The sequence below is a fragment of the Sulfitobacter sp. 1A13421 genome (genome assembly GCF_043557285.1).
GTDB classification, from domain to species: Bacteria; Pseudomonadota; Alphaproteobacteria; order Rhodobacterales; family Rhodobacteraceae; genus Sulfitobacter; species Sulfitobacter faviae.
Genome location: NZ_JBIFFQ010000011.1, coordinates 71,721 through 86,699 on the forward strand (window position 1 = coordinate 71,721; position 14,979 = coordinate 86,699).

16 protein-coding genes are annotated in these 14,979 nt (G+C 63.8%); 15 read left to right on the forward strand and 1 reads right to left on the reverse strand.

All coding sequences use genetic code 11. From position 1 onward, the window contains the following. Positions 1-4 precede the first annotated feature (4 nt). Both ACGYLI_RS16045 and cobO read left to right on the forward strand, forming a co-directional pair. Positions 5-943 (forward strand): DMT family transporter, encoded by a 939-nt coding sequence (locus ACGYLI_RS16045; RefSeq protein ID WP_394419876.1) that lies wholly within the window; start codon positions 5-7, stop codon positions 941-943. 70 nt (positions 944-1,013) lie between these two features. Next, entirely contained in the window at positions 1,014-1,619 is a 606-nt protein-coding gene (gene cobO / locus ACGYLI_RS16050) for a cob(I)yrinic acid a,c-diamide adenosyltransferase (RefSeq protein ID WP_394419877.1), read from the forward strand. Between the two features lie 57 nt (positions 1,620-1,676). Here the strand turns inward: cobO and ACGYLI_RS16055 are convergent, their stop codons facing one another. Further along, the gene (locus ACGYLI_RS16055) at positions 1,677-3,224 is read right to left on the reverse strand and encodes an alkaline phosphatase D family protein (protein WP_394419878.1); all 1,548 of its coding nucleotides are present in this window, start codon (positions 3,222-3,224) and stop codon (positions 1,677-1,679) included. 206 nt (positions 3,225-3,430) lie between these two features. On the opposite strand from ACGYLI_RS16055, the gene pcaF reads away from it, so the two are divergent. Genes pcaF through lptB form a run of 13 tightly spaced genes read left to right on the forward strand, consistent with a single transcriptional unit; the run spans position 3,431 to position 14,687 of the window. Then, entirely contained in the window at positions 3,431-4,636 is a 1,206-nt protein-coding gene (gene pcaF, locus ACGYLI_RS16060; protein WP_394419879.1) for a 3-oxoadipyl-CoA thiolase, read from the forward strand. Positions 4,637-4,664: 28 nt separating this feature from the next. Continuing rightward, positions 4,665-5,657, forward strand: coding sequence for a 1,2-phenylacetyl-CoA epoxidase subunit PaaA (gene paaA, locus ACGYLI_RS16065; protein ID WP_394409401.1), 993 nt, complete (start codon positions 4,665-4,667; stop codon positions 5,655-5,657). 5 nt (positions 5,658-5,662) lie between these two features. Next, a complete protein-coding gene (paaB, locus tag ACGYLI_RS16070) occupies positions 5,663-6,007 on the forward strand; it encodes a 1,2-phenylacetyl-CoA epoxidase subunit PaaB (protein ID WP_231886377.1) in 345 nt (114 codons plus the stop codon). Positions 6,008-6,042: 35 nt separating this feature from the next. Further along, positions 6,043-6,765: a 1,2-phenylacetyl-CoA epoxidase subunit PaaC gene (paaC, locus tag ACGYLI_RS16075; protein ID WP_247744737.1), complete on the forward strand. Its 723-nt coding sequence runs from the start codon at positions 6,043-6,045 to the stop codon at positions 6,763-6,765. Continuing rightward, on the forward strand, positions 6,759-7,307 hold the full coding sequence (gene paaD / locus ACGYLI_RS16080; RefSeq protein WP_394419881.1) for a 1,2-phenylacetyl-CoA epoxidase subunit PaaD: 549 nt from the start codon (positions 6,759-6,761) through the stop codon (positions 7,305-7,307). The genes paaC and paaD overlap by 7 nt, the downstream gene beginning before the upstream one ends. Positions 7,308-7,314: 7 nt before the next feature. Continuing rightward, positions 7,315-8,379, forward strand: coding sequence for a 2Fe-2S iron-sulfur cluster-binding protein (locus tag ACGYLI_RS16085; protein ID WP_394419882.1), 1,065 nt, complete (start codon positions 7,315-7,317; stop codon positions 8,377-8,379). Between the two features lie 10 nt (positions 8,380-8,389). Continuing rightward, on the forward strand, positions 8,390-10,414 hold the full coding sequence (gene paaZ / locus ACGYLI_RS16090) for a phenylacetic acid degradation bifunctional protein PaaZ (protein ID WP_394419883.1): 2,025 nt from the start codon (positions 8,390-8,392) through the stop codon (positions 10,412-10,414). After that, positions 10,404-11,183 (forward strand): PaaX family transcriptional regulator C-terminal domain-containing protein, encoded by a 780-nt coding sequence (locus tag ACGYLI_RS16095; protein ID WP_394419884.1) that lies wholly within the window; start codon positions 10,404-10,406, stop codon positions 11,181-11,183. The genes paaZ and ACGYLI_RS16095 overlap by 11 nt, the downstream gene beginning before the upstream one ends. Before the next feature lie 54 nt (positions 11,184-11,237). After that, a complete protein-coding gene (locus tag ACGYLI_RS16100; RefSeq protein ID WP_394419885.1) occupies positions 11,238-11,852 on the forward strand; it encodes a ribonuclease D in 615 nt (204 codons plus the stop codon). Then, positions 11,849-12,817, forward strand: a complete 969-nt coding sequence (locus ACGYLI_RS16105; protein ID WP_394419886.1) for an SIS domain-containing protein — start codon at positions 11,849-11,851, stop codon at positions 12,815-12,817. Before ACGYLI_RS16100 ends, ACGYLI_RS16105 begins: the two co-directional genes overlap by 4 nt. A 6-nt stretch (positions 12,818-12,823) precedes the next feature. Beyond that, positions 12,824-13,432, forward strand: a complete 609-nt coding sequence (gene lptC / locus ACGYLI_RS16110) for an LPS export ABC transporter periplasmic protein LptC (protein WP_209216978.1) — start codon at positions 12,824-12,826, stop codon at positions 13,430-13,432. 26 nt (positions 13,433-13,458) lie between these two features. Continuing rightward, on the forward strand, positions 13,459-13,932 hold the full coding sequence (lptA, locus tag ACGYLI_RS16115; protein WP_394374296.1) for a lipopolysaccharide transport periplasmic protein LptA: 474 nt from the start codon (positions 13,459-13,461) through the stop codon (positions 13,930-13,932). Beyond that, a complete protein-coding gene (lptB, locus tag ACGYLI_RS16120) occupies positions 13,929-14,687 on the forward strand; it encodes an LPS export ABC transporter ATP-binding protein (RefSeq protein WP_136720275.1) in 759 nt (252 codons plus the stop codon). Before lptA ends, lptB begins: the two co-directional genes overlap by 4 nt. Positions 14,688-14,979 lie beyond the last annotated feature (292 nt).

The following is a 14,979-nucleotide window of genomic DNA, read 5'->3' on the forward strand; positions in this document are numbered from 1 at the left end:
AAGCATGAAAGTCGATGATTTCTCCGCCCGCCCCGCCCTTGGTGTCGGACTGAAAATCACGGCGATCCTGCTTTTCACCTGCATGTCCGCGATCATCAAATCGCTGGCCGACGAGGTCCCCGCCGGGGAGTCGGTCTTCTTCCGCTCCTTCTTTGCCATTCCAGTGATCCTGATCTGGCTGGCGCAGCGCGGCAAACTGAAAAGCGGGCTAAAGACGCAAAACCCGATGGGCCATGTCTGGCGCGGGCTCTTCGGCACCACGGCGATGGGGCTGACCTTTACCGGCCTCGGCCTGCTGCCCCTGCCCGAGGTCACGGCCATCGGCTTTGCCACACCGATTTTCACCGTCATCCTCGCTGCCGTGTTGCTGGGCGAGAAAATCCGGCTGATCCGCGTGAGTGCCGTGGCGATTGGGCTGGTGGGCGTAATGATCATCCTCTGGCCGCGCTTCACCAGCATCGGCACGATGGAGCAGACGGCCACCATCGGCGCGCTGCTGATCCTGATGGCGACCATGGTGCGCAGCCTTGTGCAGATCCACATTCGCCAGTTGGTGCAAAGCGAAGACACCGCAGCCATCGTGTTCTATTTCTCGGCCACCGCGTCGATTCTGGCGCTTTTCACCCTGCCCTTCGGCTGGGTCATGCCCGATCTGCAAACCTTTGGTCTTCTGGTCCTCGCCGGGTTGATCGGCGGGGTGGCGCAGATCCTGATCACCTCGGCTTACCGCTTCGGCTCGGCCTCAATGCTCGCACCCTATGATTACACCTCGATGCTTTTCGCCATTTTGCTGGGCTATGTCTTCTTTGCCGAACTGCCCACGATGATGATGCTGGCGGGCGCGGCGCTGGTGATCAGCGCAGGCGCGCTGGTGATCTGGCGTGAGCGGCAGTTGGGGATGGAGCGCGGCAAGGCGCGGTCTGTCACCGATCCCAAGGCGTGATCGAATGCGGGCTTTCGCCTGACCGGTCCTCTCCCTATGGTGCCCCGAAACCGGATAGAGGAGATGACCGATGAGCGACGCGGAACCGAAAGATCACAAGGAAAAGATGCAGCAGCGTCAGGCCGAACAGCGCGCCAAGGTGGCCGAGTTGCAAGACCCCGAGAAGGGTCTGGTGCTGGTCCATACCGGCCCGGGCAAGGGCAAATCCTCTTCCGCCTTCGGCGTCGTGGTGCGCGCGCTTGGCTGGAAGCAACGCGTCGGCGTGGTACAGTTCATCAAGGGCAAATGGAAAACCGGCGAACGATTGTTCTTTGAACGGCTGGATGAGGTGACATGGCACACGATGGGCGAAGGGTTCACTTGGGACACCCAAGACCGCAACCGCGACATCGCCGCCGCCGAGGCCGCATTCGGCAAGGCGCGCGAGATGATGGAGAGCGGCGACTATGACCTTGTGGTGATGGATGAGATCAACATCGCCATCCGCTATGAATACCTCAAGATCGAGGACGTGATCGCCGGGCTCGACGCGCGCGACAAGCGCACCGCCGTGGTGCTGACAGGCCGCGACGCCCGGCCCGAGCTTTGCGACTATGCCGATCTGGTGACCGAAATGTCCGAGGTCAAACACCCGTTCAAAGCGGGCATCAAAGCACAGCGCGGCGTCGACTACTGAAACAAAAAGGATCGCCCGCTTCCGGGCGATCCTCTCACTGTGCCATGCAGAGGGCGCTTAGATCGCCGCGCCCTTGGGGTCGAGTGTCACCGAGTAGAGCTCGGTATCGGCGCGGTCCATCAGGCGCACTTTCATCTGCTGGGTCTTGGCGTCGATATCGACCAAGCCAAAGAATTGCAGACCGGCGGAGGGCGGCAGGTTCACCTGACCTTCTTCGGGCGCTTTGACGTATTTCAACTCAGGGCCAAAGGTGCCGTCCAATTCGTTCGGGCCAAAGGTGCCGGCGTGCAGCGGGCCCGAGACGAACTCCCAGAATGGGTCAAAGTCCTGAAACTGCGCTTTGTCGGGGTTGTAGTAATGCGCGGCGGTGTAATGCACATCCGCCGTGAACCAGACCACGTTGTCGACCTGCGCGGTTTTGATGAAACGCAGCAGCCCCGCGATTTCTTGCTCGCGCCCCTTGGCGGCACCATTGTCGCCATTGGCAACCGCCTCGGCCCCGCCGCCGACGACCAGACCGATGGGCATGTCGCAGGCGATGACCTTCCATGTGGCCGCCGAATTGGTCAGCTCCCGCTTGAGCCATGCCATCTGCTCGGCCCCGAGGATATCCGTGGCCTGCGACATCTCGGTCTGCATGTTCTCGCTGTTCGGCCCCCGGTAGCTGCGCAGGTCAAGGAAGAAGACATCCAGCATCGGACCGTAGTTGATCTTGCGGTAGACCCGGCCCGGCTCGGCGGGGGTGATGCGCAGCGGGGTCATCTCATGGAAGGCCTGCGAAGCACGCGCGGCGAGGACATGGATCGACTTCTCGCTATAGCGGTCGTCTTCCATCAGGCTGCGCGACGAGGACCAGTTGTTCACGACTTCATGGTCGTCCCACTGCATGAAGGTCGGCACATGGGCGTTCATCTCACGCACATGGTCGTCCATCAGGTTGTATTTCCACTGGCCGCGGTATTCGTCCAGCGTCTCAGCCACCTTGCGTTTCTCGTCGATGATGGTGGTGTTCTTCCACATCGTGCCATCGTCAAGCTGCACCTCATCCTCAAGCGGGCCATCGGCATAGATGGTGTCACCGGAATGCAGGAAGAAGTCGGGGCGGTGTTTGGCCATGGTCGCATAGGTGCGCATGCCCTCATCGTCGATGCCCCAGCCCTGACCGGCGGTGTCACCGGACCAAGCAAAGCGCACGTCGCGGCGCGCGGTGGGCGCGGTGCGGAAGCGGCCGATGATCGGCTCGGAAGTGGCGTTGATGTCGCTCAAGTCCGCAGCGGTGAAGCGGTAAAAGATATCCTGATCCGAGGGCAGCCCTTCGACCAGACGTTTCACCGCCAGATCGTGGTTCGGCAGCGCGTTCATCGGTGCAAGCTGGCGCGCGTTGGCAAAGCTTTCGGTGGTGGAGATTTCGACCTGCACCCGCGCCGGGCGGTCAGTGCGGGTCCAGATCATGCCGGACTGCGTGTCGACATCGCCCGATTGCACCCCATGGGTAAACACCGGGCGCGAGGCCGCACGGCTAAGGCTGGGCATGGCAAGGCTTGCGGCAAAGGCGGTGGAGCCCGCCAGCACAGCGCGACGGGTCGGGCGGATCAGTTTGGTCATCTTGAGCTTCCTCTGAGGGTGGCGATGGCGGCACAGAACCCCCGATGCGTGACAGATGGCCGACAGCTGCGTGACTCTTTGGCAAAGCTTTGGTGACAGCGCGATGACGTGTTACCAAAATCCGTACCCTATTTTCATTCCGTAACATTTTGATTGAACCGAATCGCCCCGTTGTGTAGGTTGCGGTGCAACAACAGGAGGCCCCCATGCAGGCATTCATCTGCGACGCGCAGCGCACCCCCATTGGCCGTTACGGCGGCGCCCTCTCTTCGGTTCGCGCCGACGATCTGGCCGCCGTGCCGTTGAAGGCGCTGATGGAGCGGAACCCTTCCGTCGACTGGGCGCGGGTCGATGACGTGATCATGGGCTGCGCCAATCAGGCGGGCGAGGACAACCGCAACGTGGCACGCATGGCGTCGCTATTGGCCGGTCTGCCGGTCGATGTGCCGGGTGCGACGATCAACCGTCTCTGCGCGAGCGGGATGGACGCCGTGGGTGCTGCCGCTCGGGCGATCCGCGCGGGCGACATGGACCTCGTCATCGCCGGCGGGATCGAAAGCATGTCGCGCGCGCCCTTCGTGATGCCCAAGGCCGAGACCGCCTTTTCGCGCAGCAACGCCGTCTATGACACCACCATCGGCTGGCGCTTCGTAAACCCGAAGATGAAGGCACAGTTCGGCGTGGATTCCATGCCCGAGACCGCCGACAACGTCGCCGCCGATTATGACGTGTCGCGCGAAGATCAGGACGCCTTCGCCGCACGTAGCCAAGAACGCTATGCCGCCGCCGCCGAGAAGGGCATCTTCGCCGAAGAAATCGCCCCGGTCACCATCCCGCAGCGCAAGGGCGAGGACATCGTCGTCGACAGCGACGAACACCCCCGCCCTGGCACCACGCTGGAGAAACTGGGCAAGCTGCGCGGCATCAACGGCACCGACCTGACCGTGACCGCCGGCAATGCCTCGGGCGTGAACGACGGTGCCGCGGCGATGCTGCTCGCCTCCGAGGCCGGCGTGAAGGACCACGGCCTTGCCCCCATCGCCCGCGTTGTGGCCATGTCCGCGGCGGGCGTCGAGCCGCGGGTTATGGGCATCGGCCCGATCCCGGCGGTGCGCAAGGTGCTGGACCGCGCGGGCCTCACGATCGAGCAGATGGACGTGATCGAGCTTAACGAAGCCTTCGCGAGCCAAGGCCTCGCCACGCTGCGGGCGCTTGGCGTGCCGGACGACGCGCCGCATGTGAACGCCAACGGCGGCGCGATTGCCATCGGCCACCCTCTGGGCATGTCCGGCGCGCGTCTGGTGATGACGGCGGCGCTGCAGCTCAAGCGGACGGGCGGCAAATACGCGCTATGTACCATGTGTGTGGGCGTGGGTCAGGGCGTTGCCCTGATCCTCGAAAACGCAGGCTGACACTTCTTTCCTCGAAAGGAACGGACCGATGTATGCACAGATGATCAAATCCACCGGCAAGGGCATCAAATCCCTTGACGAAATGGACCCCGACGAGCGCGCCTTTCAGGAACGCATCGACGCGGGCGGCAAGATCGAGCCCAAGGACTGGATGCCCGACGGCTACCGCAAGAACCTGATCCGCCAGATCGGACAGCATGCGCATTCTGAGATCGTGGGCCAATTGCCGGAAGGCAACTGGATCACCCGCGCCCCGACGCTGGAGCGCAAGGCGATCCTTCTGGCCAAGGTGCAGGACGAGGCCGGCCACGGTCTATACCTCTACTGCGCGGCGGAAACGCTCGGCGTGACCCGCGACCAGATGACCCGCGACCTCCTTTCGGGGAAGATGAAATACTCCTCGATCTTCAACTATCCCACGCTGACATGGGCCGACATGGGCGCCGTGGGCTGGCTCGTCGATGGTGCCGCGATCATGAACCAGGTGCCGCTACAGCGCACCTCCTATGGGCCCTACGCTCGCGCTATGGTCCGCATCTGCAAGGAAGAAAGCTTCCACCAGCGCCAGGGCTTCGACATCATGATGAAGATGGCCAATGGCACGCCCGCCCAGCGCAAGATGGCGCAGGACGCGCTGAACCGTTTCTGGTTCCCAGCGCTGATGATGTTCGGCCCCTCGGACAAGGACTCGGTCCATTCCGCCCAGTCAATGGCGTGGAAGATCAAGATGAACACCAATGACGAGCTGCGCCAGAAGTTCGTCGACGAGACGGTGCCGCAGGCAGAATACCTCGGCCTCACGATCCCCGACGAGACCCTCAAGTTCAACGAGGAAACCGGCCATTACGACTTTGCCGAGCCGGATTGGGAAGAGTTCTTTCAGGTGCTCAAGGGCAATGGCCCCTGCAACACCGAACGGCTGGCGGCGCGCAACAAGGCTTGGGACGAGGGCCGCTGGGTGCGCGAGGGGCTTTTGGCCCACGCCGAGAAGAAGCGCAGCAGACAAATGGCAGCGGAGTAAGCGACATGAGCAGCCCTGAATCCAGCGAATACAAAGGCACCGAAGCCGCCCCCCACGGCGACGCACGGCCCACCGAATGGCCCCTGTGGGAAATCTTCATCCGCGGCCAGCACGGGCTGAGCCACCGCCATGTCGGCAGCCTGCACGCGGCGGATGCGGAAATGGCGATCAAGAACGCCCGTGACGTCTATACCCGCCGCAACGAAGGTGTGAGCATCTGGGCGGTCGAGGCCAGCGCCATCGCCGCTTCCTCCCCCGAGGAGAAAGGCGCGCTTTACGAGCCTGCCAACGACAAGGTCTACCGCCACCCGACCTTTTACGACATTCCCGACGAAGTGGGGGCGATGTGAGCGGCACCGATCCCAAGTTCGAATTTCTCTGCCGGATGGGCGACAACGCGCTGGTGCTGGGGCATCGCGTCTCGGAATGGTGCGGCGTGGCGCCGGTGCTGGAAGAGGACATCGCGCTGGCCAATGTCGCGCTTGACCTCATCGGCCAGACGCAGCTTTGGCTGGGACTGGCGGGCGAGGTCGAGGGCGCAGGCCGCGACGCCGACAAGCTCGCCTTTCACCGCGATGTCTGGGACTTCCGCAATGTCCTGCTGGTGGAACAGCCCAACGGCGATTTCGGCCAGACCATGATGCGGCAGTTCCTGTTCGACGCATGGCATTTGGCGCAGCTCACCGCGCTGATCGACTCCAGCGATAAAGAAATCGCCGCCATCGCCGAGAAATCGGCGAAAGAGGTGACCTATCATTTGGAGCGGTCCTCGGACACGGTGATCGGCCTTGGTGATGGGACCGAGGAAAGCCACCGCCGGATGCAGGCGGCTCTCGACCTGCTTTGGCCCTATGTGGGTGAGATGTTCATCAGCGATGATGTCGACGCCGCCATGGCCGAGGCCGGTATCGCCCCCGATCCGGCGAGCATGCGCAAAAGCTATGACCAACTGGTCGGCGACACGCTGGCGGCGGCGACCCTCAGTAAGCCCGAGGACGACTTTGCCCATAGGGGCGGGAAGACCGGCGCACGGCACAGCGAACATCTGGGCCATATGCTGACCCAGATGCAGTGGCTGCAACGCGCCTACCCGGACGCCACATGGTGAAACCCGCCCCCCACAGCCGGCCCGCCCCCGCGCCGGTGCCGGGGGTGGTGCGCGGGTCCCCCTCGCGCGGCCCCGCCCGCGGCGAAAGGCCGTCGGTCGAGACGGTCTGGGCGTGGCTCTCCGGGATCCCGGACCCCGAGATCCCGGCGATCTCCCTTACCGATCTGGGCATCATCCGCGATGTGGCATGGCAGGGCGACACGCTGGTCGTCACCATCACACCGACCTATTCGGGCTGCCCGGCCACCAGCATCATCAACCTCGACATCGAGACGGCGCTGCACGGCCATGGGATCGAAAAGCTGGAGTTGAAACGCCAGCTCTCCCCGCCTTGGACCACCGAATGGATGAGTGACACCGGCCGCGCCAAGCTCGAAGCCTACGGCATCGCGCCGCCGCGCCCCGCCGGCGGGCCGCAACACTGTCCGCACTGCCAATCGAAAGCGGTGGAGCGGATCAGTCAGTTCGGCTCGACCCCCTGCAAGGCGCAATGGCGGTGCTTGGACTGCCTTGAACCCTTTGACTATTTCAAATGTATCTGAGGCCCCGATGAGCCAGTTCCACCCTCTCACCGTCACCGACATTCACCACACCATCCGCGACGCGGTGGTGCTCACGCTGAAGCCGGAAGACCCCGAGGCCTTTGCCTTTACCCAAGGCCAGTACCTGACCTTCAAGCAGGATTTCGACGGCACCGAGTTGCGCCGCAACTATTCGATCTGCGCCGGTCTCGACGATGGCGAGTTGAAGGTCGGCATCAAGCGCGTCGATGGCGGGGCCTTTTCGACCTATGCCAATACCGAACTCAAGGTCGGCGACGTGCTGCACGCCATGCCGCCGCAGGGCAAGTTCTTCACCCCGATCGAGCCGGAGGTGGCGAAGAACTACCTCGGCTTCGCAGGGGGCTCGGGCATCACCCCTGTGCTGTCGATCCTGAAAACCGTGCTGAAACGCGAGCCGCAGTCGACCTTCACGCTGGTCTATGCCAACCGCGCGGTGAACACGATCATGTTCCGAGAGGAACTCGAAGACCTCAAGAACCGCTACATGGGCCGGCTGACGGTGATCCATATCCTCGAATCCGGGCAGGACGTCGAACTTTTCGAGGGCCGTGTCGATCAGGCGAAATGCGACGCGCTGTTTAAGCATTGGATCCAGATCGATACCATCGATACCGCCTTTATCTGCGGGCCGGAGCCGATGATGCTGGCGATTGCCGAAGCGCTGAAGACCCATGGCCTCGGTGAGGAACAGATCAAGTTCGAACTCTTCAGCGAGAGCCAGCAGGGTCGTCTGGCAAAACAGGAAATGGCCAAGCGCAGCGAGGGCCAGAAGGGCACCGAGATCACCGTCATCATCGACGGTGCGCGGCGCAGCTTTACCATGCAGAAAGGCCAGTCGGTGCTCGAAGCCGCGCTGGAGAACGGACAGGAAGCGCCGTTCTCCTGCAAGGCCGGGGTCTGTTCGACCTGCATGGGCAAGGTTCTGGAGGGCGAGGTCGAGATGATTTCGAACCACGCGCTGGAGGATTACGAAGTCGAGCGCGGCTATGTACTGACCTGCCAGAGCTACCCGCTAAGCGATAAACTCACCATCGACTACGACACCCACTGAAGGAGCCGACATGCGCGATATTCACAGCTACGCCGCCGGCGAATGGTTGGCCCCCGGGGCCGGTGCCCGCAACATCGCCAGCGCCATCACCGGCGAAGTCATCGCGCAGGCCGGCAATGACGCGCTCGATGCCGGCGCAATGCTTAGCTTCGCTCGCGAGCATGGCGGCCCTGCCTTGCGCGCCATGACCTTCCACGACCGCGCGCGCATGCTCAAAGCGCTGGCGCTGCACCTGATGGAGCACAAACAGGCGCTTTATGACCTGAGCTACGACACCGGCGCCACGCTCTCGGACCACAAGATCGACGTCGATGGCGGCATCGGCACCATGCTGGTCTTCGCCTCCAAAGGCCGTCGCGAGATGCCGGATGCGCATGTCTACCTCGACGGCGCACCCGAGCAACTGGGCCGCGAGGGCCAGTTCATGGGCCGTCATATCTGCACGCCGCTGCAGGGTGTCGCCGTGCATATCAACGCCTTCAACTTCCCGGTCTGGGGTATGCTGGAGAAGCTTGCCCCGACGCTGCTTGCAGGCGTTCCGGCCATCGTGAAACCCGCGACCGCCACCTGCTATGTCACCGAGCATTGCGTGCGTCTGATGCTGGACAGCGGGCTGCTGCCGAAGGGTGCTTTGCAATTCGTGAGCGGCGGCTTGGGCGACATGCTCGATTTGCTCGGCTGTCAGGATGCCGTGGCCTTCACCGGCTCCGCCGACACCGCGCTGAAGCTGCGTGGCAATCCGAAGCTCATGGAAAACTCCGTGCGCTTCACCTCCGAGCAGGACAGCCTCAACGCCTCCGTGCTCGGCCCCGATGCGGCGCCGGGCACGCCGGAGTTCGACCTCTTCGTCAAGGAAGTGCAGCGCGAGATGACCGCCAAGGCGGGGCAGAAATGCACCGCCATTCGCCGCATCATGGTGCCGCAAGCGCAGATCGACGCGGTGATCTCGGCGCTGTCCGAGCGTCTCGCTAAGACCACCATCGGCGATCCCCGGGCCGAGGACACGCGCATGGGCGCGCTGGTCTCGGGCAGCCAGAAACGCGACGTGTTGGAGAAGGTCGGGCTGCTGAGCGCCGAGGCCGAGCGCGTTTTCGGCGACCCCGACAACTTCACCGTGAAGGGTGCCGACCGCGACAAGGGCGCCTTCCTCCCGCCGATGCTGTTCCACTGCGCCGACCCCGACGCTGCCGAGCGGGTGCATGACACCGAGGCTTTCGGCCCCGTCTCCACCCTCATGCCCTACCGCGATCTCGCACACGCCACACAGCTTCTCAACCGCGGCCAAGGCTCTCTGGTGGCGTCGATCATCACCAACGACGGCGAAGTCGCGCGCGAGTTGACGATGGGCTCCGCGGGCTTCCACGGACGGCTCTACTTCAACAACCGCAAATCTATGGGCGAGGCCACCGGCCATGGCTCCCCGTTGCCGCATATGGTGCATGGCGGCCCGGGCCGCGCGGGCGGCGGCGAGGAGTTGGGCGGCGTGCGCGGCGTGATGCATTACATGCAGCGCACCGCGGTGCAGGGCAGCCCCGACATCCTCACGGCCATCGGCAAGCAATGGGTGCCAGGGGCCGAGGAGATCACTGACCGCGCTCACCCCTTCACCCGCCGCTTCACCGAGCTCGATCTGGGCGAGACATTCCGTTCGCCCGCCCGCGAGGTGACGCTGGAGGATATCGAGACCTTCGCCCATTTCACCGGCGATACCTTCTATGCCCACATGGATGACGCGGCCGCCAAGGCGAACCCCTTCTTCCCGGGGCGCGTGGCGCATGGCTACCTGCTGCTGAGCTTTGCCGCAGGCCTCTTCGTGCAGCCCGACCCCGGCCCGGTGCTGGCCAACACCGGCCTCGACAACCTGCGCTTCCTCGAACCGGTCTCGGCGGGCGACAGCATCAAGGTGCGGCTCTCGGTCAAGCACAAGACGCCGCGCAACGAGGAATACGGCGAGGTGCGCTGGCATGTGACCCTGACGAACCAGCGTGAGGAGGCGGTCGCCGAATACGACCTGCTGACGATGAATGCCGTCTGACCACGCCCCCTCGGTCGTCGCGGCGCTCGCTGGCCTTGGCGGTCAGCGGGTCTGGTCGCTGATGGTCAGCCTCTTCGGCGATCTGGCACAGGGACAGGGCGACGCGATCGACGGGCCGGTGCTGTCGCAGATCATGGCCGCGCTCGACGTGCGGCCCGAGGCAAGCCGCGTGGCGCTGCACCGGCTGCGCAATGACGGCTGGCTACAGTCGCAAAAGGTGGGGCGGATTAGCCAGCACAGCCTGACCGCCCAAGGCCGCGCGGAAAGCGCTGCTGCCAGTCCGCGCATCTACGCCGCGCCCCCGGACCTGACGGAGCCTTGGCAGATGGTCGTGACCGAGGAGAACGGGCGCGAGACCGACAGCGCCCTGCGAGAGGCGGGGTTCATCGCCGCCCTGCCCCGCGCCTATGTCGGGCGCGCCGTGAGCGCGGCCCCCACGGGATGCCTTGCCCTGCCCGGCACCCCGCCGCCCGAGTGGCTGCGCCGCGCAGTGGAACCCGCCGAGCTTGAGGATGACTATGACGCGCTCTTGGCCGCACTCACAGCCTTGGATGCCGAGCTTCCCGCGCCAGAGCAACTCACCCCCTTGGACGTCGCGGTCTTGCGCTGCCTGATCGTGCACAATTGGCGGCGATTGGTGCTAAAGCATCCCACCCTGCCCGGCGGGCTGATCCGCCCCGAATGGCCCGGTTACCGCTGCCATCTGCTGGTCGACCGCCTTCTGCGCCGCTACCCGCGCCCCGCGTTGCGGGATCTGGCCACCGTCTGACGCGGCGCAAAGCCCTGCTTTCCCATGCCGGACAAGCAGGATATAGACGTGCTCATGACAAATTTCCTCTATCAGAACGACCTGCCGGATGACCTGGACCTTGGGCCGATGGTCGCGATTGATTGCGAAACGATGGGGCTGCATCCGCATCGCGACCGGCTTTGTGTCGTGCAGCTTTCGGGCGGCGATGGTCACGCGCATCTGGTGCAGGTCGCCAAAGGCCAAACCGGGGCACCGAACCTCTGCGCGCTGCTGGAGGACCCTCATGTGCTGAAGCTGTTCCACTATGGCCGCTTCGACATTGCCGCGATGCTCAACACCTTTGGCGCCACCGCGACGCCGGTCTATTGCACCAAGATCGCCAGCCGACTGGTGCGCACCTATACCGACCGGCACGGGCTGGCGAAGCTTTGCCAAGAACTTCTGAGCGTCGATATCTCGAAACAGCAGCAATCCAGCGATTGGGGGGCCGAAGAGCTGACCCAAGCGCAGATCGACTATGCCGCCTCTGACGTGCTTTACCTGCACCGGCTGCGCGATGAACTTAACAAACGCCTGATACGCGAAGGCCGGATGGACATGGCGCAGGCCTGTTTCGATTTCCTGCCCATGCGCGCCCGGCTGGATCTGGAGGGATGGCCGGACACGGACATCTTCGCACACGCATGAACACACCTTTCCTCGACACCGCCCGCCGGGTGATCCGCTGCGAAGCCGACGCGCTGACGCTGCTGGCCGACAGCCTTGATGATCGCTTTCGCGCCGCGGTTGACCTGATGCGCACCTGCAAGGGCCGCGTGATCGTCACCGGCATCGGCAAGTCGGGCCATATCGGCAATAAGATCGCGGCAACGCTGGCCTCCACCGGCACGCCCGCGCAATTCGTCCACCCGGCCGAAGCGAGCCACGGCGATCTGGGCATGATCACAGCCGCCGATGTGGTGCTGGCGATTTCCAACTCGGGCGAAGCACCGGAGCTGGCCAACCTCATCGCCTATTCGCGCCGCTACGCCATTCCGCTCATCGGCATCACCAGCCGCCCCGAGAGCAGCCTTGGCCGCCATAGCGACGTGGTGCTCGAACTGCCCCGAGCGGCAGAGGCCTGCGGCACCGGCGTGGTGCCCACCACCTCGACCACGCTGACGCTGGCGATGGGGGATGCCGTGGCCGTGGCGCTGATGGAGAACCGCGCCTTCACCGCAGAGCATTTCCGCGACTTTCACCCCGGCGGCAAGCTGGGTGCAAGGCTGAGCCGCGTGGCCGATCTGATGCATGTGGGCGACAAGCTGCCGCTGGTCACCGCCGACGCCCCGATGCCCGAGGCGCTGAGCGAGATCAGCCGCAAGGGCTTTGGCGTGGTCTGCGTCACCGATGCGGAAGGCGCGCTGGCCGGGATCATCACCATGGGTGACCTCGCCCGGCATCTGGATGGCTTGATGACCATGACCGCCCGCGACGTCATGACCCCCTCGCCCGTGACCATCACCCCCGACGAATTGGCCGAAAAGGCCGTGGGCGTGATGAACAGCCGCAAGATCACCTGCCTTATCGTGACTGACCCCGCGCAGAACGACGGCAAATCGCCCATCGGCCTGCTGCATATCCACGACTGCCTGCGCGTCGGGCTGGGGTGACGCGGGATGAAGGGGGATCGCCACTCTCGTGTCGTGTCGTGGCTGAAAGTGCTCTTTCCGCTGATCGCGCTGGCGCTGCTATCGACCCTATTCCTGCTGTCGCGGGCGATTGAACCGCAGGCCGTGATCCCCTTCGCGGACAAAGAGGTTCAAGAACGGCTGCGCGACCAGCAGATCACCGGCCCTTTCTATTCCGGCACCACGGCGGATGGCGATCTGATCTCTTTCTCTGCCGAAAAGCTGACCACCCCGGGCGGGGAGACCGGCACCAATGAGGCCGAAGAGATCGAGGCGACGCTGGACCTAGAGGGCGGCTCCAAAATTACGCTACACTCCAACAGCGGGCGGTTCGACACCGGGGCTGAGGAAGCGGAACTGGCGGGCGATGTGCGGGTTAGCACCTCAACCGGCTACGAAATCCTGTCCGAGCGGATGATCTCGAACCTCACCACGCTGGACCTGCAATCGCCCGGCCCGGTGCGCGCCACCAGCCCCGCGGGCGAGATCACCGCCGGCAGCATGGCCATCACCAACCGGCAGAACAGCGCCGGATCGCAATTGCTTTTCACAAAGGGTGTGAAACTGATATACACGCCGCAAGCAACGAAAGAGTAACTGCCTTGAGACATTTGTTTATTTTGATGCTGCCGCTGTTTTTCGCGCTGCAGGCCGCCCCTGTCTCTGCACAATCTGCCAATGTCGCCTTCGGCGCGCTTGAGCAAGACACCAGCCAACCCGTCGAAGTGACCGCCGATAACCTGTCGGTCGACAATGCCACGGGCACCGCCGTCTTCACGGGCAATGTATTGATTTCTCAGGGCGAAATGACCCTTTCCGCCGGTAAGGTCGAGGTCGTCTATCGCGCCTCGGATCAGGGCATTGCCAAGCTGGAGGCGACCGGCGGCGTGGTCTTGGTCGCGGGGGAGGACGCCGCTGAATCGCAGCGCGCCGACTACGACATCGACGCTGGCACCTTGGTGATGCGCGGCGATGTGCTGATGACCCAAGGCCCCAGTGCGCTGAGCGCGCAGGAAATGACGGTGAACCTGAACGACGGCACGGCGCAGATGTCGGGCGGCGTGAAGACCATTTTGCAGCCCGGCAGCGACAACTGATGCCGCCCGAGCTGAAAGTCGCCGGGGGCGATTCCGGCCTGCGCATTCAGCATCTGCGCAAGTCTTACCGCAAGAAAGCGGTGATCCGCGACTTTTCGATGGCGCTCGACCGCGGGGAGGTCGTGGCGCTTCTGGGGCCGAACGGCTCGGGCAAGACGACGACTTTCTACGCGGTGGCCGGTCTGGTTACGCCCGAGGGCGGGCGCGTCACGGTTGACGGCAAGGATGTGACCACCCTGCCGATGTACCGCCGCGCGCAGCTTGGCATCGGCTATCTGCCGCAGGAGATGAGCATTTTTCGCGGGCTGTCGGTCCAAGACAACATCAGCGCGATCCTCGATATCCGGGTCAAACACCGCCACCAGCGCCGCGAACGGCTGGAAGAGTTGCTGACCGAATTTTCCATCGAACACCTGCGCCGCGCACCTGCGCTGGCGCTATCGGGCGGGGAGCGGCGCCGGGTGGAAATCGCCCGCTGTCTGGCCGCCAACCCGAACTATCTGCTGCTTGATGAACCCTTCGCCGGGGTCGATCCGATCTCGGTCGGGGACATTCGGCAACTGGTTGCCGACCTCAAGAAACGCGGCATCGGGGTGCTGATCACCGACCACAATGTGCGCGAAACCCTAGAGATCGTGGACCGCGCCTATATCCTGCATGAGGGCAAAGTTCTAATGTCCGGAACGCCCGAAGAAGTTGTGCAAAACGAGAATGTGCGCCGCGTCTACCTTGGCGATAATTTCCGTATTTCCTAAGACTTAGCGCGTTTTTCCGGGCCTTCCAGCCCTCGGCGAAGCCTTGCTCGCATGATGCGGAAAACCGCTCTGATTGTAGCGATAAAAGGATGGCGCGCGCATCGGCGCCATTGACTTTCAAACCGAAACGCGGCCTCATTGAGCTATGGTGACATCGCGTTCCTGTTTGATCCTGCATCGCCCTTCCCGCGAAGGAACGGTCAAAATCATCCTGGTCGCAGCGCCATTCCTCCATATCTGAAAGTTGTCGCGCTCCACGCATGTGGACCGTTTGGCAATGTTCGGAACAAGA